We start from the raw sequence: 21233 nt of genomic DNA on the forward strand, positions 1-21233 counted from the left end.
TTGTTCGGTTTAAAAATTATAGTTCGGCATTGAAAATTCTATATTCGTACCGGGCGATACATCTTCATTTCACAATGAGCATATTAAAACTCGAACGGTAAATTATTTAGCCGTAAAGCTGAGATGAATATTTAAATATTGAGCATGTTATTTAGCGAACAAAATTTTAGAAGAAGAGGTGAATTTTCCGGAAGTATAGAAGTGGTATGTGGTTCTATGTTTTCAGGTAAAACGGAAGAATTAATCCGCCGTTTAAAGCGGGCACAAATTGCTAAATTAAATGTTGAGATTTTTAAACCACGTACAGATACCCGCTATCATGAAACTGCGGTAGTTTCTCATGATCTGAATTCTATTCCTTCAACGCCTGTTGAAAGTGCTTCGGCTATTTTGCTTTTAGGTACCAATACGCAAGTGGTTGGCATTGATGAGGCCCAATTTTTTGATAATGAATTGCCCGATGTTTGTAATAAGCTTGCGCTAAAAGGCATCCGGGTAATTGTTGCTGGTTTGGACATGGATTTTACGGGTAAACCTTTTGGGCCAATGCCGGCTTTAATGGCTATTGCAGAACATGTGACCAAAGTAAACGCTGTTTGTGTTTGCTGTGGTAATCCGGCACTTTATAGCTACCGAACTGTAGCCAACGATGCAACCGTACTGTTGGGCGAAAAAGAAAGTTATGAGCCGCGGTGCAGGGCGTGTTACAACCTTGGCAAAGGGTAATTAATAAAAAAGTTGATGAATTATACGGCTTCTCAAAATGCTGTTATTAAAACCATTTCAATATTGGGTTGTGGCTGGTTTGGCTTTGCACTGGCGAAGAAACTAATTGCACTGAATTATATTGTTAAGGGCTCTACCACTACCCCAGAGAAGTTACCAATCTTAGCTGAAGAAAAAATTCAACCTTATTTAATTAGTTTCTCTGCAGAAAATATTATTGCAGACCCTGTTTTTTTCAAAACAGATGTTTTGTTTATTTGTATTCCTCCAAAACGTAACTCTACAGAATTTAAAGCCTATCCTGATAAAATAAAGGCTATTTTAACCACAGCTGAGCATCGTACCGCTAATATTGTATTAATAAGTTCGACCAGCGTATACGGAGATACAAATGAAACGGTTAATGAAAACACCGATCCTTGCCCAGATACAGATTCAGGAAGAATTATATTAGAAGCGGAAGAACTCATAAAAGCAAACCACTCATTTAGTACTACAGTTATTCGGTTTGCAGGTTTAATTGGCCCCAATCGCAATCCGGGAAAATTCTTTGCCGGGAAGAAAGAAATTCCAAATGGTTTGGCTCCCGTTAATTTAATCCATCAAACAGATGCTGTTGGTATTGCCTGTAAGATTATAGAAAAACAAGCATTTGGAAAAACGTATAATGCTTGTGCTGCTGAACATCCGCTAAGAAAAGACTTTTATACCAATGAAGCCAAAATCTCTGGATTATCAGCACCTGAATTTGTAATGGAAAAAACGAACTGGAAAGTTGTAGAGAGTGTAAATATTCCTGCTTTTCTGGGCTATGAGTTTGAGATAAGTTTATAGAATTTTTTCCTGTCATGCTTAAGAACGCCCCTATACCTGTCATGCTTAAGAACGCCCCTATAGCTGTCATGCTGACGAAGGAAGCATCTGTTTATAACCCACATAAAATTCAAATTCCTCACCAACAAATCAATAAAAAGGATTCAAAAAAGGCAGTAATTTCATTGCTTTGAGATCCTTCGTGCCTCAGGATGACATATTTGCTTATTTATGTATGCTGAAGAACTTTCCTGCCTGTCATGCTGACGAAGGAAGCATCTGTTTATAACCCGCATAAAATTCAAATTCCTCACCAACAAATCAATAAAAAGGATTCAACAAAGGCAGTAATTTCATTGCTTTGAGATCCTTCGTGCCTCAGGATGACAAATTTCTATGTATTAAGTATGTCCTCATTTAAAAATTTCCATTCTTTATTTTCTATTTCGATTAATGCATTTTTCTTAGCCCTTGTCCACCCCTTGATTTCTTTTTCGCGTTCAATGGCATGCTCAATGTATTGATATCTTTCAAAGTATATCAAAAAATGACAGTTATATTTATTAGTAAAAGCAAACTTGTTCACCCATTCTATATGTTGCCTTAGTCTTATTGCTAAATCGTTTGTTACGCCTGTATAAAGAACCGTTTTATTTTTATTTGTTAGGATGTAAACAAAATAATTATGATTCATATCTCTTATTACAGGAAATTTACTGCGCAATATATAATGATAAAAGATACAATAATTTATTGATCAGTAGTATATAAGTTTGAGATCCTTCGTGCCTCAGGATGACAATTTGCACATTTCTCTGTCATGCTTAAGAATGCTCCCATACCTGTCATGCTGACGAAGGAAGCATCTGTTTATAACCTGCATAAAATTTAGGTTTTTCACTTAATAAATTAAAAACAGGTTCAAAAAAAGAGTATTTCATCGCTTTGAGAATCCTTCGTGCCTCAGGATGACATATATTTTTAACTCAATAAGCCCAGTAACTCCTTCTTTGTTAAATTCTTGAACATACCACCATCAGTTTGAATTAAATCTTTTACCAGATCTTTTTTCGTGGCCTGCAATTTCATGATCTTTTCTTCAATGGTATCCGGACAAATTAACCGCACCGCCATTACATTTTTGTGCTGTCCAATTCTGTAAGCCCGGTCAATGGCCTGATTTTCTACTGCAGGATTCCACCATGGATCTACCAGGTAAACATAATCGGCCTCCGTTAAGTTAAGCCCGGTTCCTCCGGCTTTTAAACTGATTAGAAAAACAGGAATGTCTGCATTATTTTGAAAAGACTCAACCACCTCTCCCCTTTTTCGGGTTTGCCCGCTTAAATATTCATACCTGATTCCGCGACTTTCCAGTGCTTTCTTAATCAAATCAAGCATGGTTACAAACTGAGAGAAAACCAATATTTTATGATTCCCAACCTTACTTTCCAACTGCTCCATCAAGACCTCAATTTTAGATGAAGCCTGCAAATAGGATTTTCCGTCAGCCAATAAAGCCGCAGAATTGCAAATTTGCCTTAACCGCGTAATGCTCTTTAAAACATGCATAGAGCTTTTGGGCAGCTCATCTTCCGATTTACCCAAAATATAGTCCTGAATTTCTTTCTTGTTTGCTTCATAAACCTCACGCTGCTCATCGCCCATTTCGCAATACAATATAATTTCCGTTTTATCAGGAAGTTCTTTCGCAACTTGCTCCTTGGTTCGTCTTAAAATAAATGGTTTAATCTTTTTCTGAAGTTCTGCCGCCCGTTTACTGTCTTTAAACTGATCAATGGGGGTAGAATATAAATCTGCAAATTGCTGTTTGCTGCCAAATAAACCCGGACATGCAAAAGACAACTGCCCGTATAAATCAAAAGTATTATTTTCTACAGGCGTTCCCGTAATGGCTACGCGGTTACGGGCCTGCAGCATCCTCACGGTTTTATAACGCTGCGATTCCGGGTTTTTAATGTGTTGCGACTCATCAAGAAAAATATAATTGAAACGATAATCTTTTAAGAACCGAATATCAGATAACAGTGTGCCATAAGAGGTTAAAATGATTTCGTAATGCTCAAACCCAGCTGTACTTTTTGCCCGTTCGGCACCATAAATAGTTTTAACTTTAATAGATGGTGCAAATTTTTCTACTTCTGCTTTCCAGTTAAAAATCAAAGATGCCGGCACAACAACCAAATTTGTATTGTGTTTCATTTTTTCACGCTGCGATAAAATGAAAGCTAAAATTTGAATGGTTTTTCCCAGGCCCATATCATCTGCCAAACAGGATCCGAAATTAAAATCATCAAGAAAATTAAGCCAGTTTAAACCATCTTTCTGGTAATGCCTCAATTCTGCATGCAAATCCTTGGGTAACTCTACTTCCTGAATGGAACCAGAACCTTCAAATTTTTTGTTATAAACCCGCAGTTCCTGCTGCACTTCGTCATTTAACAAAGCATCTTCATAAAGTTCGTTTATTGATGCATATTTAATTTTATGCGTAAGCAAGCTTTCTTCCACAATTTCGCCGGCATTAAAATAACCGGTAAACTTTTCAATCCACTCGGCAGGTAAAATACCCAATGTACCATCATCAAGAGTTACAAACTTGCTTTTATTGCGAATAGATTTATGCAAATGCTTCAGCGAAACACGTTGCCTGCCAAACTTTACATTTACCTTGGTTTCAAACCAGTCGGTTCCACTTAAAACCTCAATGTTAATTTCTGCTTTATAAGCATTAAGTTTATTATTTTTAAGTTGGTTAAAGCCTAAAATATGAATATCCTTTGTTCTCCAGGTTTCGAAGGCCTCTAAAAACCAGTCTTCTTCCAAAAATCGTTTCCGGTGGAGATAAAAAGAGTCATTGGTCTCCTGATCATAAAAATAAGGGTGTTGTTTTAAAATGCTTGCGATAAATTGCAACTCCTTTTCTTCATCCCGGTGCACTGTAAAAAGATTTCCAAGTTTATCCTGTGCCTGAATTTGCTTTTTAGATAACACCGGAATTTCGATATTGCCATAACGCATCACAGGTGTAATCAGAATATAATCTTCCGATTCAGACAAATAAACCAGTTGCTCTATTTCCAAATCGAACCCTTTTTCTTCTATCTGTTTTTTGGTTGCAGGTTTTAAATAAGAATAATCTACATGAATACTTCCTTCCAGCTGAATGAGGATGTTTTTTTGAAACTCGGCATATTTTGTTTTGTGCAATACCAAACGGTTACTTTGCTTTTTAAAGAAACCAATTACCCGTAAAAAATCTGCTCTGCCAATAAAGTAAAGTGTATCTTTTAGTTGTACAAAATAATCGTGAGTTATAACCAGGTTATCCAACTCATAAGTATTTCCTTCAATCATCAAACGCCCGCTAATATCAAAGTAATCGCCTTTTTGATTTACAGACAATCGCAAATCTGTATCTAACACTTTAATATTTACCGGAACGACCGATGAGGCCTGTACATTGGCAGATTTCTTTGCATCATGCAGGTAAGTTGAAAGATTTAAAGGGTTTTTAACCACTGCTTTTAAAGCTTCCAGTTCTGCTTCACCTTGCTCAGCATTATAATTTTGCTGAAATCTGGTCACTCCGCTATAAAACTTCAATTCATCGCTGTGATCAGTTTTGAATATCAAAGCCGAAGGCGAAATATTGTTTAAAGGGTTTTTAACTTTACCAGCTTTAGTTGTTTCAGCCTCGTATAATTCTATAGTCAGGTTGCTGTAATAACGATGATGGCCCAAAACCACAATCATTTTATGCCCCTTATCCTGGACTATTTTTATAGGCTTTTTTACATGTATTTGGGGCAATAAAATAGAAGATAGTGTTTGCTGCGATTCCTTATCAAAAGGCTGCAAGGCCTCCATTTTGGGCTTAATTACAACGCTACCATCCTCATACCTTACATTAAAAAGCTCATCCAAATGTGTTTCACGCTCCAAACCATAATCTGCAGCAATTTTTTTAATTTTTTCTTTACGAAGGTTTTCATCAAAAAAAACCTGCAACTCAGGTCGTTTCAAAATATTATATAAAACCTGTGCCTGATGTTCGCATAATTTATTTTTAGGCGCAGCACACCTGCAGGAAAGTTTAACGGTATTTTGACTTTGCTGAACCTGAACAATTGGGAATAGCAACGCAGAGGATTCATGGCTGAAAGCTCCAAAATCTATTTCCAGTTGTTCAGGAAAAACGTTATAAAAACCTTTAGCATCGGTATAAATTTGCTGATTAAGGTGTTTTAAAATCACCAGATTGCTCAGATCCTTCAGGTTAAAACCCTTTAAAATATAATCATACGGATTTTCTTCTGTTGGTTGATCGCTGGCAAACTGTCCCCTCATTTATGCTAATTACTTATGGAATAAAAGTAAGGATTTATAAAAATTAATACGGTTTTTATTATCAGGAAATAATCGATTTAATCTGCTCTGCAATATCTCCAATCAATTCGGGTGATCTTAAAATTTTATAATGCCCGATGTTTTCGTAGGCTTTCGGTTGTACCGCTGGGTTTACTGAAAGAAAATCCTTCAGGTAATCATAAGGTGAAATGTGATCATCTGGATCAAAGGCCAGAAAATGGTTGGGGTGTTGATCGGCTTTATACAAATCAACCAGATTGAAATAATCTGCCGGTACCGGAAACTCATTATTAAAGTTGTGGAAAAAAGTTTGTTGTATGCTTTCCTCAATGTTTATGGAATTTAAACTTTGCTCAAAATTTTCTTTCAACCTGATTAGTGGCGCAATACTGATTAGTAATCTGGGTTTAATTCCAATTTCCTGAATGGCCAAAACATTTGCCATGCCGCCCAGTGAGTGCCCGATTATAAAATCTGGAAGGGCATAATCCTTAGTCAGTGCCTCAACGGATTTAGCATAGAGCATAAGGTTTGAGAACTCAGAAACAGAGCTTCCATTACCAGGAGCATCAAACGCAATAATCTCCAAATCATCTATCTTTTTAAGTTCGGTAATCAGCTCAAAAAAATCGGCTGCTTTAGAAGCCCAGCCGTGAGTTAATAATACTTTATTTTTTCCATTTCCCCAGCTAAAGCAATTTATGGTTAAATCCGTCTGGGTAAAATAAGTATCGTAAACTTTAAGGTTAAATTTCTTTGCCTCTTCTAATAATTGCTCCTGATGTAATCTTAAAGGCATTTTAGGAGAATAAAATATAAAACTCCGAATTAATTTATCGGCATTGGCACCCTGAAGATGGACATTATTTATATCTGTTACAATTTGTTTTAGCTTTTTCAACCCGTCCGAATAAATTTAAAAACACATTTCATCCTAAATTTTTCAGGATTTATTCCGCTCAAAATGCCAAACTATGTTCAGCATAACGATTATACCAATAAACCTTTTAAATCTGCCGGAGAATAGTTTATTGATTTTAAAGTTTTATCATCCGATTTTCTAAAAACCAGGAATAATCCATCTATTTCTTTATAATAAGACTCCGTTTCGTCTTTATCCTTGTAAAACTGAATGGTTTGTTCGGCTTCTTCTACTGTTTTACAGGCTTTACTCATATTGGAGCGGTGTACCTCGTCAAACAATGTCTTAAACTTGGTACCCAATCCAAATTCGTGGATGGCACCAGCCAAAACGTATTGTAAATCGCACAAAGCATCCGCAACTTCAACTAAATCATCATTTTCAACAGCTTCCTGCAATTCTTTTAACTCTTCTGCAAGCAGCGAAATACGAAGATTAGCCCTTTGCTTTGAAGGAATTACCGGGTTAACTAATATTGGATGTTTGAAGGTTGTATGAAATTCAGCAACCTGATTTAACGAATTTGTTTCTTGCATAACAACGTTGATTTTCTTATCGGCAAACTTAAAAAAATCAGCTTAATTAATTTTGTTAATTTATAAACATAGGCCATGAAAGAACTGGAAATTCTATGTGGAATTTTAGCCAGATTCTCCGGACTTATAAAACCAGTAGCATCCAAACGTTACAGGCAAAATGACCTGAATTACCTAAAGGACCGGATAAAGTTTTAAATCCAACCTTTTCGTATATACCAATTGCAGTAGAAAGTTCAGGAAACGATTCCAGGTAAATTTCATTATAACCCAACTGCTGAGCCGATTCTATACTTTTCTCCATTAATTTTTTGCCAATCCCCTTTCCTCTTGAATTTGGAGAAAGATAAAATTTAACCAGTTCTACACAGCCTTCAGGTAAACCTTCAGTTGGATAAATGCCACAACCTCCCAATAAAACCCCATCTTCTTCGGCAAGCCAATAAGCAGATTGGGAATTTTGAAAAACTTTGGACAGGTGATCTGTTGTTGGATCAGAATAAACAGTGCCTTGTTTTTCTATCTTAAATTCTTCAAAAACATCTCTAATCAACGCAGCAAGTGCTTTATCATCTCTTTCTTCTATGTTACGAAAAATAATAGCCATAATTTCCTTTTCGGTAAAGTTATAAAATGAGTTAGAACAGCTAAAAAAATAATGAATAAAATATAACTCAAATCATTTATGAGCATTACACCATAAAAAACATCTTGCGGTTCAACTGAAATAGTTTTACTATTTTGGCGTTATGATTAACATGAAACAAAAAATATTGCTTTGCCTTTTAACAATTTCCATATTTGGCTGTGGAATAAACCGGCAAGCACAACAAATAAAAGCCTTAGAGGATTGTACTTATAAAATTACCAATGTACAACAGGTTTCAATTGCTGGCACTGATATTAAGCGGTTGCTGGATCAACAGGATTTTAGTTTAACCAGTTTGCCTGGTGTTGCTTTAGGTTTATTAAGAAAAGATATTCCACTAAAGGCAAACCTTAATCTTGAAATTTCTAATCCTTCTACTAAACTGGCAGCCATTAATCAATTTGAGTATAAAATTCTGGTTAATAACACCGATTTGGCCGAAGGTATTGTGAACCAAAATGTAAGCATTGCCCAGGGGCAAACAGTAACTGTACCAGTACAACTAAGCAGTAACATTTACGGTTTAATTTCCAGTGGAAATATGCTGAATGATATTATTAAAGCCGCCAAAAAAGGTGGTGCATCCAAAGATGAAAAACTTGGCTTGCTTACCATTAAAATCAGACCTACTTTTATGCTGGGTAATACTCCAGTTAAATATCCGGGTTACATTACCATAAATAAAGACATTAGCAGTAAAATATTGCTTTAAAATAAAGAAGGCCATCTGATTAGATGGCCTTCTTTATTAAGAATTATAAAACTAACCTATTGAAGTTTCCTTCCGGGTTCTCTAATCATTCCATTAAATCTGTTTCCATCCAAACTAACTGAAATACGTTTAACTTCATCTGCAGATAATTTATCCGCTATGGTTGATGAACCGGCCTTTAAGCTGGCTGTTTTGGCCGGGGTAGTTATAAAGTTTCCATTTTTAGCATACAATAACGCATAACTTAATAAGGTTTCATTTTGATCTCCCCATGGTTTTGTTAAATCTTCAGAAGCCACTTTATCTACGGTTAAGCCTGTATAATATCCTCCTGTGCCAACCTGATTTTTGGTTTCAAATTCTGGAATGTACAAATCCAGTTTATCAATTCTAACCGGAAAAAAACCAACAGGTTTGCCATAAGTTGTTGATCCAATAAGTTTAACATCCATAACCGGTTTTAAACAATTAATGGTTAACTCACTGGCTGATGCGGTTGAACTGGTAACAATAAAATAAACCCGGCTTAAATTCAACGTACCTGATTTTGAAAATTTCTCAACATTATCTTTCGCTGTCGGCAGGTAATCAACATCAGCGTAGGTAGCATATTTACCATTTAAAAAATTACCTGTTTGTAATTTATTATCATCATCCAATAAAGGCTGATGAATTAAAACAGAAGCTTTACGCTGGGCTGTAGTTAAATTTTGCAGGTAAGAACTGTAGTAATAGGTAAACATGGTATTTCCGGTTTGAGCTGCTGGTGCTGCTGCATTTATAATTTGAGCCGCTGTTGAAATGTATCCACCACCATTATAGCGTAAATCTACAATTAACTCTGTTACCCCTTTTGCAGCAAAATCAGCAAAAACCGCATTCAGCGCTGTGGTTTGGTTATTGGTAAAACTATTAAAAACAAGGTAGCCCACTTTTTTAGTATCAACCGTATAAACGTTTGTGTAAAGTATTGGGTTTACTGTATAAGAAGTATTGGTTATTGTAACACTTTTAGAAACCCCTCCCAAATCGGTAAAGGTTAAAGCCACACTTGGACTGGTACCAAAAATTGCGTTTACCACATAATCAATATTTGCATCATTCAGGGTTAAATCAGTACGTCCGTTAATACTGGTAATTTTACAACCTCTGGTTAAGCCCTGCGCACCCGCTGAGGAATTGGCATAAACATATTTAACGCGTAAATCTGTATCATTTTGATAAAAAACTGAAAAACCAAAGTCATTTTCTGTATTAATATCTGCTTTCAATGCACCTGTTTTACCTGAAGTACTCACATAATCTATAAAAGAGTATTTAGGGCTGGTTGACTTACTGACATATTCATAAGGTTTTCCGGTAGATGGATTAAGGGAAAACTGGGTAATTGCATACAATTCAGTTTCATTGGATGCATAACTACGCGGATTAAATGCATCATAAGTCGGCAATGAAGTATTCCAGTAGTAAAGTTCTTTTGAGTATAAAAAGATCGAATCCTTTGTCAGTTCACTTCTTGTACCGGAAACTGTTGGCACCTCAGGCGTTGGAGGGGTATCAGGTGATTTATTCTTTTTGCAGGAAAATAATACCCCTGCACAAAGCAGTAAAACAACAGCTAAGGCATTAAATTTATGATTTTTCATGTGGATATTTTGCGTGGTTTTTTATACATATACACAATAAACAATTAAAAAATTGTGCACAGCTAATTTATATATTATACCAATATAATTTAAAAAAATAAAACACCGAAAAATGTATCACTAAAACGGAATGATTTAACATAAAATGATTAAAAAAACCATTAAAACTAAAAAAGCCTCTCATTTCTGAAAGGCTTTTGGAAGTGGTGCCACCTGGATTCGAACCAGGGACACAAGGATTTTCAGTCCTTTGCTCTACCGACTGAGCTATGGCACCATCCGTTTGGGATTGCAAAGGTAATATTATTTTTTAAACATACAATTCTTCTTCATTTTTTTATTAAAAATTTCCTTTTACCTATTAATCGCTTCAATCCATCCTAAAAATACATTTCCGTTCAGCTATCAGCGATTACAAAAAGCTTAAAAACCAAAAAAGCCTCTCATTTCTGAAAGGCTTTTGGATGTGGTGCCACCTGGATTCGAACCAGGGACACAAGGATTTTCAGTCCTTTGCTCTACCGACTGAGCTATGGCACCATCCGTTTGGGATTGCAAATGTAGTGTTCTTTTTTAAAACGCAAAATTTTTTCTTCAAAAAAACGCCCAATAGACTACCCCAACACTGATTATCAATTAATTAATTTTTAAATCATCATTAAAACCTCTTTATTCTTACTTAGAATTAATACAAACTAATAATTTTAAAGATTTTTTTATGCATGCATAGCAATTTATTTAAATTAAATATCCTAATTTAGCGTTTAAACAATCATTATAATTGTATGGTGGCCCAAATTTTATTTCTTATCCTTACACTTGCAGCAGTTGCCTTATTTACGGTTAACTTTCGTAAAATTATTCGCAATATCCGTTTAGGCAAACCGATTGAACGGAACGATCAGCCTCAAAAAAGACTGATGACTATGATCAGGGTTGCTTTTGGGCAATCAAAAATGGTGGTTCGCCCTATTCCTGCTTTCCTGCACTTTTTTGTATATGTAGGTTTTGTGATCATTAATATTGAGGTTCTCGAAATTATGATCGATGGTTTATTTGGCACACACAGAATTTTCCATGGTTTAGGTGGCCTGTATGATTTTTTAATCGGCTCTTTTGAAATTCTGGCCTTAACCGTTTGGCTTTCTTGTGCCATTTTCCTGATTCGCAGAAATATTCTAAAACTTAAGCGTTTCAGCGGTGTAGAAATGACTTCATGGCCAAAATCTGATGCAAATTACATCCTGATAACAGAAATACTTTTAATGTCGGCATTTTTATTAATGAATGCAGCCGATGCAAAACTTCAGGCTTTAGGAATAGGCCATTATGTTAATGCAGGTTCGTTTCCAGTTAGCCAGTTTTTACAAAATCTACTGCCAAATTCAGAAAGCACCCTGGTTTATATAGAACGTGGCTGCTGGTGGTTTCACATTGCTGGTATCCTGGCTTTTTTAAACTACCTGCCCTACTCAAAACATTTCCATATTCTTTTTGCTTTTCCAAATACCTATTTTTCAAATTTGGAGCCAAAGGGAGAATTTAACAATATGCCATCCGTTACCAATGAAGTTAAGGCGATGCTTGATCCTGCTTTTGTACCGGCAGAAACAGCACCTGGTAAATTTGGTGCTAAAGATGTGACCGATTTAAGCTGGGTAAACCTGATGAATGCCTATACCTGTACCGAATGCGGTCGTTGTACTTCAGTTTGCCCTGCCAATATTACCGGAAAATTATTATCGCCGAGAAAGATTATGATGGATACCCGCGACAGGGTTACAGAAGTAGGCAAAAATATTGATAAACATGGTGCTGAGCATCAGGATGGAAAATCATTGTTAGACGATTACATTAGCAGAGAAGAAATTTGGGCCTGCACCAGTTGCAACGCCTGCGTACAAGCCTGTCCGGTAAATATTGATCCTTTGCAAATTATTATGGAATTACGCCGTTACGCCGTGATGGAAGAATCACAGGCTCCGGGAAGTATCAATGCAATGCTGGGTAATATTGAAAACAACCAGGCACCATGGAAATATTCACCTGCTGATCGTTTTAACTGGGCCGAAGGAAATTAACTTTTGATTGGTGAGGATTAAAAATCTATATATTCTCTTGCTGCTTATGCTGCTTTTTAGCTTGACTCAAGCTGAAGCACAGGTTGTGAAAGAAACTTTACCAAAGAAAAAATTAGAAGAATACCGGCAAAAATTTTGGGATAGCATTCCTGCAGCTACAGGTTGGGTTAATGATTACGAAAAAGATTTTAATCAAAAACAGGTTACAGCACTGGATAGTTTGATTACCAATTTCAAAAATGAAACCAGTATTCAAGTTGCCATAGTAACCATTGATACCATGATGACGGGTAAAGAAAAATTTAACAACCTGGCTTTAAGGATTGCCAATAAATGGGCTGTTGGTGAAAAGGGAAAAGATAATGGAATTGTGATTGGCTTTTCGCGTATGCACAGGTTAATTAGAATAAGTAACGGCTATGGAATTGAAAAACTAATTTCAGATAAAGAAACCAAAGAAATAATAGATCAGTACATTATCCCGTATTTTAAAAAGGATGAATATTACACAGGTACTTATACAGGCCTGACAGCGTTGATTAAATTATTAAAAACAAAAATTAAAGACTAAAAACCTTCATATTCAGTAATGAGTGTGAATAAAATATAATTACAATGGAATTTAAAGTACCTACAATGGCTGAATTAATGGCCGCAGGTGAAGAGCCGGAAATATTATTTTGGGTTGGTTGTGCCGGAAGCTACGATGAAAGAGCACAAAAAATTACCCGCGACATTTGTAAAATATTACATCACGTTGGTATAAAATATGCTGTTTTAGGTACTGAAGAAAGCTGCACCGGCGATCCGGCTAAACGTGCTGGTAATGAGTTTTTATTCCAGATGCAGGCCATGACCAATATTGAGGTTTTAAATGGTTACAACATTAAAAAAATTGTAACGGGCTGTCCGCATTGTTTTAATACCATTAAAAATGAATATCCGGGTTTAGGCGGTACTTACGAAGTGATCCACCATACGCAATTGATCCAGGATTTAATTAATGAAGGTAAACTAAAGGCTGAAGGTGGCGAAAGCTTTAAAGGCAAAAAAATTACTTATCACGACCCTTGCTATTTAGGTCGCGGTAACGGAATATATGAAGCACCAAGAAAGGCACTGGAAGTTTTAGATGCACAACTGGTAGAAATGAAACGCTGCAAAACAAACGGTTTATGTTGTGGTGCAGGCGGAGCGCAAATGTTTAAAGAGCCTGAAAAAGGGAATAAAGATATTAATGTAGAAAGGATTGATGAGGCTTTGGAAACAAACCCACAATTTATTGCTGCAGGCTGCCCTTTTTGTATGACGATGCTGAGCGATGGGATTAAGCTAAAAGATAAAGAGCAGGAAGTAAAAGTATTGGATATTGCTGAAATTACAGCCAGAGCAAACGGGTTATAAAGCTTAAGGCTTTATAACTTGCCCACTCGCCGTTAGTTTTACAAAGGCCTCTCTTATTTGATTGAGGTCTTCCGCTTCTATATTTTTTACCGGAATGGCAACACAAGTGCCCATAGAATCCACATCACCGCTTTTATCGTTATAAGTTTGCACAATTACGTCATCACTTTTGGTGTGTAAATAAAGCTTACCCGATAAAGTGGATCCGATATAATCTATATCTTTAAATTTTGCCAGTTTAAAAGCAAAATACTCAATCTTGCCATTATTAAAATATCGCTTATAACGGCAAAAGCCATTGTTAGTAACATTTAATTCGTACTTTTTAATTTGATCGCTTTCCTGGTTAACATCATAGTGATCTGTAAAGCTTTTTTGGAGGTAATTAACATATTCATCAATAGAGTCGAACGAAGCAAAAGCACATAAAAACACACTGAAAGCCAAAAAAACAGGCAATTTCAAGCGTAATGTAAACTTTTTCATAAGGATGAAGTTTTAGACAAACCAAATTAATTAAAATATTAAATTTGTAATATGAGTTTTTCTCCACAATCAAGAGTTTGGATCTACCAAAGCAACCGAAAATTTAATCAGACTGAAGAAGTTGAAATTCTTCAAAAACTGTCGGCTTTTACCAACCAATGGAAAGCACATGGCAATGAATTATTGGCTAAAGCTGAAATTAGATATGGCTTCTTCATCATCTTGACCGTTGATGAAAGTCAGGCAAATGTTACCGGCTGTTCTATAGACAGTTCTGTTCGTTTAATCAAAGAAATTGAGCAGGAATATAATGTTGATCTGTTCAACAGGTTTAACATTGCTTATAAAATTGACGGTGAAGTTAAAGTGCAAGCTAAAGAAGACTTTGAAACACTTGTAAATATTAAGCAGATAACGCCTGAAACCATTGTTTTTAACAATATGGTTCAAAATCTGGCTGATTTGGAAAATAAATGGGAAGTTGCTTTTAAAGATAGCTGGCATTCTACCGTTTTTGCCCATTTATTATAAAAACGACGCTGCCGTGTTTATTATCGATTTACAATACATTGTACCGTTAGAAGTGTTGGATGAACACATGGAAGCCCATGTGCAATACCTTAAAAAGTATTATGCTAAAAACATTTTTGTAGCATCGGGCAGGAAAGTACCCCGCACCGGAGGTATTATTTTAGCCCTGGTTGAAACTGAAGAAGAACTTAAAAAAATTCTTTCAGAAGACCCTTTTTACGAACATAGACTGGCGCATTTTACCATTACGCAATTTCTTACCTCATTGTACCATCCTGATTTAAAGGAATTGCTAGGCTAATCTTCAAAGCTAAAAATAATCGGCTGCTGAAATGCCGCTTTAACATTCATGCCCTTACTCTTAGCCGGAATCCAACTTGGCGACTTTTTCATAACTTTTAAAGCCTCCTGAGCTACGGCAGGACTTACCTTTTGTTTGTTAACAACTTCAAAATCGCAAAGGCTTCCGTCATCACAAACTGTAAATCTTACTATTGCCATCTGGCGTGTCCCGAACTTTGCAAAGCTGAGACTATCCTGAGCTTCGGCAGCACGTGAAGGATCAAGGTTTTTCATCAAAAAATTCCTCCAGGCTGGTATTCCGCCTTCAAATTCCGGTTGTTGGTCAATTGAATTTAAAACTGTTTGATTTCTAACCGGTTTAGAACTTGTTTCAACCTTTTGGGCTTTCAATACGAATGGAAAGAAGAATAAAATAAAGAGTGCTAATTTCATAACCTAAAGATAAAAATATTTAACGATTTGTAGTTTTATCAGAATTGAATAAAAAAAATTCAACCAATTCAAAAACAATTATGGCCTTAAAAGTATTATATTGTTGAATCAAACAATCTCTATGACGCGGTGGTTAAAAATTTCACTTAAAATTCTTGGGGTCTTAGCAATACTTATTATCCTAATTTGGGTAGCGGGCTCCTTTTACATCAATCAAAACAAAAAACAGGTTTTAAACACGATACTTGAGCAATTAAATAAAAATCTCAACGGAAAAATTTCCGCCGGCAGTATGGAACCTACCTTATTAAAAGGTTTTCCGGGTATTTCAGTTTCTTTAAATGATGTGCTCCTACGCGATAGTTTGTGGGCAAAACACAAACATGATCTTTTAAAAGCTCAGGATATTAACGTATCCCTGAATGTTTTCTCACTCATTGCCGGTGATGTAAAAATCAACCGCATTTCCATTAATAATGCCGCAATCTACATTTATACCGACTCATTGGGTTACAGCAACACCAGTATATTTAAAGGTAAAGAGGCTAATCAAAAGAAACCCGCTTCAAAATCTGCGCCTTTAGAAATCAGCAAAATCGACTTTAACAAGGTTAGCCTGATTTTAGACAATCAAAAGCGTTTTAAACTGTTTAGCTTTGATATCGATCAGATCCAGGGTAAAATAGAATATCCGGATAGCGGCTGGACCGGAAAAATCAAACTTAAAACATTTGTTAAAAGTTTTGCTTTTAACACCCGAAAAGGCAGTTTCCTGAAAGACAAAACTTTGGAAGGTACACTTTCTGCTCATTACAGCAAAGCTGAAGATGCCGTAATTATTGATCCCGAAAAGTTAAATATTGGCGGTTCACCTTTTAAAATCGGGGCCAAAGTTGACCTTGGTAAATCAGCGTTTGCCATTAGCATTGCTGTGGACCAAATCTTGTTTAAAGACGTAGCCATGCTTTTGGCGCCCAACATATCTTCGAAACTACTCAAATTTGGCATTGAAAAACCAGTAGATATCAGGGGTAACATTATTGATGATGGTAGTGGAAAATATGGAGATCCGTTAATTAAGGTAGGCATGACAGTTAGAAATAATATAGTGTCTATGTTACCGACCATCAGACTAACCGATTGTAATTTTGATGGCTCTTTTACCAACCAGGATACCATAGGCGGAATTATCGGCGACGAAAACTCCATTATAAAACTTTTAAAACTAAATGCCAATTACTTTAATGCTCCAATTAAGGTTGATACATTTTTAGTAACCAATTTATCCAGACCGATTGCCACAGGACTTGTAACGTCTAATTTCCCACTCTCCAACCTTAACAATTCTTTAGGTGGTGAAAATTTCGATTTTAAAAATGGAACTGCCGATTTAAAATTATATTGCAAGGCCGATATTGATCATTTTAAATTTACCAAACCGGTGGTTTCAGGTAAAGTACATATTATTGATGCAGATATTATGTACCTGCCACGTAAACTGCATTTGGTCAAAAGTGCATTAGATATCAATTTCACTCAAAATAATTTATCCGTTCAAAATGGCCATTTCCAGTTAGGAAAAAGCATATTAAACTTAAATTGTACTATTGATAATTTCTTGAACCTATACTACACGGCTCCTGATAAGATTTTGGTGAATTTAAAAATGAGCAGTCCGCAACTGTACCTCAATGAATTTTTACCATTCCTCGGGCCAAGGGAACACAAAAGCAAGTCTAAATCAAAAAATTCCATAAGAGAGACCACTGCTCAGTTAAGTAATGTACTGGAAATGTCTAAAATGAATATTCAATTAAATGTTGACAAAGCAATTTATCAAAAATTCATTGCCAAAAATCTTAATGCAGATATTTCATTGCGCAGCGAAGGCATTTTCTTTAATAAAATTAATGTAAGTAATGCGGGCGGTACTTTAACTTTAAGCGGAAATGTGAAGCAAGACGGTAATTCTAACCGTTTTATGCTTAACTCTAAAGTTAGCAATGTAAGTGTAAAAGATTTCTTTTATTCATTCGATAATTTTGGACAAAACACCATTACCAATAAAAATCTTAAAGGTTACTTGTCCTCTCTCGTTAATATATCAGGAAGGATTTCGAACACCGGAACAATTTTACCCAGATCAATGGATGGCAAAGTTATTTTCAATTTAAGAAATGCAGCCCTGGTTAATTTTGGTCCTATTGCTGATGTTGGCAAATTTGCTTTTCCAAGAAGAAATCTATCTGATATTCAGATTCCAAAACTAGATGGAACACTAACCGTAAAAGGCGATAAAGTTATAATCAGTCCGATGCAAATCAATTCGTCTGCTTTAAACTTTAATGTAAAAGGCATTTACGCTTTAGGCAATGGTACAGACATTGCGATGGATATTCCTTTAAGAAACCCAAGAGGTGACGAAAATTTGGATAATCAGCAAAAAAGAGAAGCCAGAATGAAAGGTATTGTACTCCACCTTAAAGCAGTTGATGATGAAAAGGGTGGTGTAAAAATCAGGTGGAATAAAGATCATGATTAAAAATCCAAAGGACCTAATCTTCTCATATTTTTTAAAATAAGGTATTGCCGGTGTCTGATATAAGGTGTTGCATTTTTTGGCGTCCAGCGCAGTGGATTAGGGAAACAGGCCGCAATTAAAGCTGCCTGGTTTTTGGGAAGATTAGTACACGATTTTCCATAATATTCCTGGGCGGCTGCTTCAGCACCATAAACCCCATCCCCCATTTCGATTACATTTAAATAAACCTCTAAAATGCGTTCTTTACTCCAAAACAGTTCAATCAGCAAAGTAAAGTAAGCCTCAAAACCTTTTCTAATCCACGATCTTCCCGGCCAAAGAAATACATTTTTTGCAGTTTGCTGCGAAATCGTACTTCCACCCTTTACCTTTTTACCTTTTGCATTGCTGGCAAAGGCTTTTTCAATGGCTTTAACATCAAAACCAATGTGTTTTAAAAATAACTGATCTTCTGCAGAAACCGCAGCACGCTTCATGTTATCGGATATATTTTCAAATTTTACCCACTTTTTTTCAGTTTTAAAAGATTTTCCGTCAGCCTTACGTTCAATATTCCTCAAAACCATTAATAAGGTTATCGGTGGGTTTATAAATCGCAATGCAATAACCCAAATGACTGAAACCAGCAAAAAATAAATAAATACTTTAGTGGCAATATTGGTTATTTTCTTTAAAAGGGGGCGTTTGGTTTTCATCCTGGTTGATCGCGTTTTAGCCATGAGGCAAAGGTAATAAAATCTTTAATCTCCCCTTAATCAACAAAAAGTCTATGTTGCGCAGAGAATGACATTTTTATAACCAAAAAGCAATTTCCTTTAAACATATTTGTTTTCTATCCGTTAAATAAAAAAAGAAAATCAATATGAATATAAAAGTTGCCCTCATTACCGGAGGAAGTAAAGGAATTGGTTTTGGAATAGCAGAATCACTTTTAAAGGACGGGTATAAAGTTGCCATAACAAGCCGTTCAAAACAAAGCGCCCAAGAAGCACTTACGGCCCTTGGAAACCCGGCTGATGTAATGGCATTGGAAGCTGATGTAAAAGATTATGCCTCACAACAAAATGCCCTAAAAGCAATTATTGATAGGTGGGGACAATTAGATGTTTTAATTGCAAATGCGGGTATCGGACATTTTGCACCGATTGATGAAATGGATATCAACTTGTGGCAGGAAACGATAGACACTAACTTAACAGGCGTATTTTATAGTATAAAAGCTTGTGTAGAAGAAATTAAGAAATCTAAAGGACACATATTTACCATATCCAGTTTAGCAGGAACAAACTTTTTCGCTAACGGATCTGCCTATAATGCAAGTAAGTTTGGCTTAACGGGTTTTACTCAATCGATTATGCTCGATCTTCGTAAATACGGAGTAAAGGTGAGTACGATAATGCCAGGATCCGTTGCAAGTCATTTCAATGATCATAATCCAAATGCAGAAGATGATGCCTGGAAAATACAACCGGAAGATATGGGCCAGCTTATCTCAGATTTGCTTAAAATGCCTGCCAGAACACTTCCAAGTAAGGTAGAAATCAGACCGACCACTCCTAAAGGGTAAACAGGTTCAATATATTTTCTCCAGAGGAGTAAAACCTATAAACACAAATAAAAAAGCCTCCGGATATAATCCGAAGGCTTTTGAAATATTTTTCCCCGATAATTGAGGATAGAAATTTACTATTCAGCTACTACTTCAAAAGGAACCTGAACTTTCACTTCTTTGTGTAAGTTTAAGTTAGCAACATATTCGCCAACAAATTTAGGTTCAGTTTCGAAAGTAATACGACGACGGTCTACATCAAAACCCTGAGCTTTTAATGCTTCAGCAACCTGGATAGTATTAACAGCTCCAAAGATTTTACCGCTTTCGCCAGCTTTAGCACCGATTGATAATTTAACGCTAGTTAAACGCTCAGCGATACCTTCAGCATCTTTCTTAATTTTATCTTGTTTAAATGCTGCTTGCTTTAAGTTTTCTGCTAATACTTTTTTAGCAGAAGAAGTAGCCAAAGTAGCAAATCCTTGCGGAATCAGATAGTTACGGCCATAACCAGCCTTTACTGTAACGATATCATCTTTCTCGCCTAATGATTTAATATCTTGTTTTAAAATAATTTCCATATCAAATCCTCCTATTTTAATTGGTCAGCAACGAAAGGTAACAAACCGATGTGACGGGCACGTTTAACTGCCTGAGCCACTTTACGTTGGAATTTTAACGATGTACCAGTTAAACGGCGTGGTAATAATTTACCTTGATCGTTAATAAATTTTAACAAAAAGTTTGCGTCTTTGTAATCGATATATTTAATACCATTTTTCTTAAAACGGCAATATTTTTTACGGTTATCCTCTACTTTAGGGGCAGTAACGTATTGAATTTGTTCTCTTGCCATTACGCTGCAACCTCCTTAGTTTTTTTGTTAAAAGCACCACTACGCTTTTTCTCATTGTAAGCAACAGCGTGTTTGTCTAACCTGATGGTTAAGAAACGTAACACACGCTCATCGCGTTTTAATTCAAGCTCTAATTTGCTGATCAACTCTCCTGAAGCTTTGTATTCAGTTAAATTGAAGAATCCGTTTGTTTTTTTGTCAATCGGATACGCTAATTTTCTCAAACCCCAATTATCTTCTTGGATAATTTCGGCTCCGCTACCAGTAATGATGTTTTTGAATTTAGCTAATGCCTCTTTCGCAGCTTCATCTGATAACAACGGGGTTAGAACGATAACAGTTTCGTACTGATTCATTGTTATTTAATTAATTTTTTTGTTTATTTCCGATATAATTCGGGCTGCAAATGTAGTAATATATTTCTTAAAATCAAATGATTAATCAGGAAAAAGATAACAAAAAAGTATGAGCCTCTAAGGTTACCTCTTTTTATTTTTAAGTTATTATTACTATTGGCTTATAGTTGTCTACTATGCAAAATAAAAATTCATAAGAAATCAGGGTATTATAAATTGATATAATCGAAATTTTATCTAAAAGGCCGAATAAAGTTTTAGTCAGGTACTTAAATTGAGTTCGTGTTTATTTTTCAA

22 protein-coding genes and 2 tRNA genes are annotated in these 21233 nt (G+C 35.8%); 10 read left to right on the forward strand and 14 right to left on the reverse strand.

The features are described from left to right. The first annotated feature begins 144 nt into the window (after positions 1 to 144). The gene (locus tag O0955_RS11350) at positions 145 to 726 is read left to right on the forward strand and encodes a thymidine kinase (protein ID WP_269427657.1); all 582 of its coding nucleotides are present in this window, start codon (positions 145 to 147) and stop codon (positions 724 to 726) included. A 15-nt stretch (positions 727 to 741) separates the two neighbouring features. Beyond that, positions 742 to 1560 carry an NAD(P)-binding domain-containing protein gene (locus tag O0955_RS11355; RefSeq protein WP_269427658.1) on the forward strand — a complete coding sequence of 273 codons (819 nt, stop codon included), beginning with the start codon at positions 742 to 744 and terminating at the stop codon, positions 1558 to 1560. Between the two features lie 373 nt (positions 1561 to 1933). Here O0955_RS11355 and O0955_RS11360 read toward each other — a convergent pair whose 3' ends face one another. The 5 genes from O0955_RS11360 to O0955_RS11380 form a co-directional block, all read right to left on the reverse strand. Then, positions 1934 to 2233 (reverse strand): GIY-YIG nuclease family protein, encoded by a 300-nt coding sequence (locus O0955_RS11360; RefSeq protein ID WP_269427788.1) that lies wholly within the window; start codon positions 2231 to 2233, stop codon positions 1934 to 1936. A 287-nt stretch (positions 2234 to 2520) separates the two neighbouring features. Next, the gene (locus O0955_RS11365; protein WP_269427659.1) at positions 2521 to 5910 is read right to left on the reverse strand and encodes a DEAD/DEAH box helicase; all 3390 of its coding nucleotides are present in this window, start codon (positions 5908 to 5910) and stop codon (positions 2521 to 2523) included. Positions 5911 to 5971: 61 nt separating this feature from the next. Beyond that, a complete protein-coding gene (locus O0955_RS11370) occupies positions 5972 to 6832 on the reverse strand; it encodes an alpha/beta fold hydrolase (RefSeq protein WP_269427660.1) in 861 nt (286 codons plus the stop codon). A gap of 89 nt (positions 6833 to 6921) precedes the next feature. Next, entirely contained in the window at positions 6922 to 7389 is a 468-nt protein-coding gene (locus tag O0955_RS11375; RefSeq protein ID WP_269427661.1) for a nucleoside triphosphate pyrophosphohydrolase family protein, read from the reverse strand. Between the two features lie 124 nt (positions 7390 to 7513). After that, positions 7514 to 7996 carry a GNAT family N-acetyltransferase gene (locus O0955_RS11380; protein WP_269427662.1) on the reverse strand — a complete coding sequence of 161 codons (483 nt, stop codon included), beginning with the start codon at positions 7994 to 7996 and terminating at the stop codon, positions 7514 to 7516. Between the two features lie 151 nt (positions 7997 to 8147). Here O0955_RS11380 and O0955_RS11385 point away from each other — a divergent pair, with 151 nt between their 5' ends. Further along, positions 8148 to 8750 carry a Rossmann-fold NAD(P)-binding domain-containing protein gene (locus tag O0955_RS11385; protein ID WP_269427663.1) on the forward strand — a complete coding sequence of 201 codons (603 nt, stop codon included), beginning with the start codon at positions 8148 to 8150 and terminating at the stop codon, positions 8748 to 8750. A gap of 56 nt (positions 8751 to 8806) precedes the next feature. Here the strand turns inward: O0955_RS11385 and O0955_RS11390 are convergent, their stop codons facing one another. From O0955_RS11390 to O0955_RS11400, 3 genes are all read right to left on the reverse strand, one after another. Further along, positions 8807 to 10396, reverse strand: coding sequence for a S41 family peptidase (locus O0955_RS11390; protein ID WP_269427664.1), 1590 nt, complete (start codon positions 10394 to 10396; stop codon positions 8807 to 8809). 204 nt (positions 10397 to 10600) lie between these two features. Then, positions 10601 to 10673, reverse strand: a tRNA-Phe gene (locus tag O0955_RS11395). Between the two features lie 190 nt (positions 10674 to 10863). Then, a tRNA-Phe gene (locus O0955_RS11400) sits at positions 10864 to 10936 on the reverse strand. A gap of 245 nt (positions 10937 to 11181) precedes the next feature. Here O0955_RS11400 and O0955_RS11405 point away from each other — a divergent pair. The 3 genes from O0955_RS11405 to O0955_RS11415 all read left to right on the forward strand — a co-directional run bounded on the left by O0955_RS11405 (position 11182) and on the right by O0955_RS11415 (position 13881). Continuing rightward, complete coding sequence (locus O0955_RS11405) at positions 11182 to 12477, forward strand: 4Fe-4S dicluster domain-containing protein (RefSeq protein ID WP_269427665.1); 1296 nt, start codon at positions 11182 to 11184, stop codon at positions 12475 to 12477. Between the two features lie 61 nt (positions 12478 to 12538). Then, positions 12539 to 13048: a TPM domain-containing protein gene (locus O0955_RS11410; RefSeq protein WP_269427666.1), complete on the forward strand. Its 510-nt coding sequence runs from the start codon at positions 12539 to 12541 to the stop codon at positions 13046 to 13048. Between the two features lie 44 nt (positions 13049 to 13092). Further along, positions 13093 to 13881, forward strand: a complete 789-nt coding sequence (locus O0955_RS11415; protein WP_269427667.1) for a (Fe-S)-binding protein — start codon at positions 13093 to 13095, stop codon at positions 13879 to 13881. 3 nt (positions 13882 to 13884) lie between these two features. Here O0955_RS11415 and O0955_RS11420 read toward each other — a convergent pair whose 3' ends face one another. Next, positions 13885 to 14367 (reverse strand): hypothetical protein, encoded by a 483-nt coding sequence (locus O0955_RS11420; protein ID WP_269427668.1) that lies wholly within the window; start codon positions 14365 to 14367, stop codon positions 13885 to 13887. Positions 14368 to 14418: 51 nt separating this feature from the next. Here O0955_RS11420 and O0955_RS11425 point away from each other — a divergent pair, with 51 nt between their 5' ends. Both O0955_RS11425 and O0955_RS11430 read left to right on the forward strand, forming a co-directional pair. Next, a complete protein-coding gene (locus O0955_RS11425; RefSeq protein ID WP_269427669.1) occupies positions 14419 to 14898 on the forward strand; it encodes an ABC transporter ATPase in 480 nt (159 codons plus the stop codon). A 13-nt stretch (positions 14899 to 14911) separates the two neighbouring features. Next, the gene (locus O0955_RS11430) at positions 14912 to 15199 is read left to right on the forward strand and encodes a YciI family protein (RefSeq protein ID WP_269427670.1); all 288 of its coding nucleotides are present in this window, start codon (positions 14912 to 14914) and stop codon (positions 15197 to 15199) included. Here the strand turns inward: O0955_RS11430 and O0955_RS11435 are convergent. Continuing rightward, a complete protein-coding gene (locus O0955_RS11435) occupies positions 15196 to 15633 on the reverse strand; it encodes an energy transducer TonB (protein WP_269427671.1) in 438 nt (145 codons plus the stop codon). The genes O0955_RS11430 and O0955_RS11435 overlap by 4 nt on opposite strands. 121 nt (positions 15634 to 15754) lie before the next feature. On the opposite strand from O0955_RS11435, the gene O0955_RS11440 reads away from it, so the two are divergent. Beyond that, complete coding sequence (locus tag O0955_RS11440; RefSeq protein ID WP_269427789.1) at positions 15755 to 18175, forward strand: AsmA family protein; 2421 nt, start codon at positions 15755 to 15757, stop codon at positions 18173 to 18175. On the opposite strand, the gene mtgA is transcribed toward O0955_RS11440, so the two are convergent. Next, positions 18172 to 18894 (reverse strand): monofunctional biosynthetic peptidoglycan transglycosylase, encoded by a 723-nt coding sequence (gene mtgA / locus O0955_RS11445; protein WP_269427672.1) that lies wholly within the window; start codon positions 18892 to 18894, stop codon positions 18172 to 18174. The genes O0955_RS11440 and mtgA overlap by 4 nt on opposite strands. Positions 18895 to 19037: 143 nt before the next feature. On the opposite strand from mtgA, the gene O0955_RS11450 reads away from it, so the two are divergent. Then, entirely contained in the window at positions 19038 to 19742 is a 705-nt protein-coding gene (locus O0955_RS11450; protein ID WP_269427673.1) for an SDR family oxidoreductase, read from the forward strand. A gap of 119 nt (positions 19743 to 19861) precedes the next feature. Here the strand turns inward: O0955_RS11450 and rplI are convergent, their stop codons facing one another. Genes rplI through rpsF form a run of 3 tightly spaced genes read right to left on the reverse strand, consistent with a single transcriptional unit; the run spans position 19862 to position 20936 of the window. Beyond that, positions 19862 to 20305, reverse strand: a complete 444-nt coding sequence (rplI, locus tag O0955_RS11455; RefSeq protein WP_269427674.1) for a 50S ribosomal protein L9 — start codon at positions 20303 to 20305, stop codon at positions 19862 to 19864. An 11-nt stretch (positions 20306 to 20316) separates the two neighbouring features. Then, positions 20317 to 20580, reverse strand: coding sequence for a 30S ribosomal protein S18 (gene rpsR / locus O0955_RS11460; protein ID WP_010599582.1), 264 nt, complete (start codon positions 20578 to 20580; stop codon positions 20317 to 20319). Then, complete coding sequence (gene rpsF / locus O0955_RS11465) at positions 20580 to 20936, reverse strand: 30S ribosomal protein S6 (protein WP_269427675.1); 357 nt, start codon at positions 20934 to 20936, stop codon at positions 20580 to 20582. Before rpsF ends, rpsR begins: the two co-directional genes overlap by 1 nt. Positions 20937 to 21233 lie beyond the last annotated feature (297 nt).

Source organism: Pedobacter punctiformis (assembly GCF_027213715.1).
Lineage (GTDB): Bacteria > Bacteroidota > Bacteroidia > Sphingobacteriales > Sphingobacteriaceae > Pedobacter > Pedobacter punctiformis.

Bases quoted from the DNA above. Each gene is read 5' to 3' on its own strand.
- O0955_RS11350 (WP_269427657.1), top strand. From the start codon at position 145: ATGTTATTTAGCGAACAAAATTTTAGAAGAAGAGGTGAATTTTCCGGA.
- O0955_RS11355 (WP_269427658.1), top strand. From the start codon at position 742: ATGAATTATACGGCTTCTCAAAATGCTGTTATTAAAACCATTTCAATA.
- O0955_RS11360 (WP_269427788.1), bottom strand. From the start codon at position 2,233: ATGAATCATAATTATTTTGTTTACATCCTAACAAATAAAAATAAAACG.
- O0955_RS11365 (WP_269427659.1), bottom strand. From the start codon at position 5,910: ATGAGGGGACAGTTTGCCAGCGATCAACCAACAGAAGAAAATCCGTAT.
- O0955_RS11375 (WP_269427661.1), bottom strand. From the start codon at position 7,389: ATGCAAGAAACAAATTCGTTAAATCAGGTTGCTGAATTTCATACAACC.
- O0955_RS11380 (WP_269427662.1), bottom strand. From the start codon at position 7,996: ATGGCTATTATTTTTCGTAACATAGAAGAAAGAGATGATAAAGCACTT.
- O0955_RS11385 (WP_269427663.1), top strand. From the start codon at position 8,148: ATGAAACAAAAAATATTGCTTTGCCTTTTAACAATTTCCATATTTGGC.
- O0955_RS11390 (WP_269427664.1), bottom strand. From the start codon at position 10,396: ATGAAAAATCATAAATTTAATGCCTTAGCTGTTGTTTTACTGCTTTGT.
- O0955_RS11405 (WP_269427665.1), top strand. From the start codon at position 11,182: ATGGTGGCCCAAATTTTATTTCTTATCCTTACACTTGCAGCAGTTGCC.
- O0955_RS11415 (WP_269427667.1), top strand. From the start codon at position 13,093: ATGGAATTTAAAGTACCTACAATGGCTGAATTAATGGCCGCAGGTGAA.
- O0955_RS11420 (WP_269427668.1), bottom strand. From the start codon at position 14,367: ATGAAAAAGTTTACATTACGCTTGAAATTGCCTGTTTTTTTGGCTTTC.
- O0955_RS11425 (WP_269427669.1), top strand. From the start codon at position 14,419: ATGAGTTTTTCTCCACAATCAAGAGTTTGGATCTACCAAAGCAACCGA.
- O0955_RS11435 (WP_269427671.1), bottom strand. From the start codon at position 15,633: ATGAAATTAGCACTCTTTATTTTATTCTTCTTTCCATTCGTATTGAAA.
- O0955_RS11440 (WP_269427789.1), top strand. From the start codon at position 15,755: ATGACGCGGTGGTTAAAAATTTCACTTAAAATTCTTGGGGTCTTAGCA.
- mtgA (WP_269427672.1), bottom strand. From the start codon at position 18,894: ATGGCTAAAACGCGATCAACCAGGATGAAAACCAAACGCCCCCTTTTA.
- O0955_RS11450 (WP_269427673.1), top strand. From the start codon at position 19,038: ATGAATATAAAAGTTGCCCTCATTACCGGAGGAAGTAAAGGAATTGGT.
- rplI (WP_269427674.1), bottom strand. From the start codon at position 20,305: ATGGAAATTATTTTAAAACAAGATATTAAATCATTAGGCGAGAAAGAT.
- rpsR (WP_010599582.1), bottom strand. From the start codon at position 20,580: ATGGCAAGAGAACAAATTCAATACGTTACTGCCCCTAAAGTAGAGGAT.
- rpsF (WP_269427675.1), bottom strand. From the start codon at position 20,936: ATGAATCAGTACGAAACTGTTATCGTTCTAACCCCGTTGTTATCAGAT.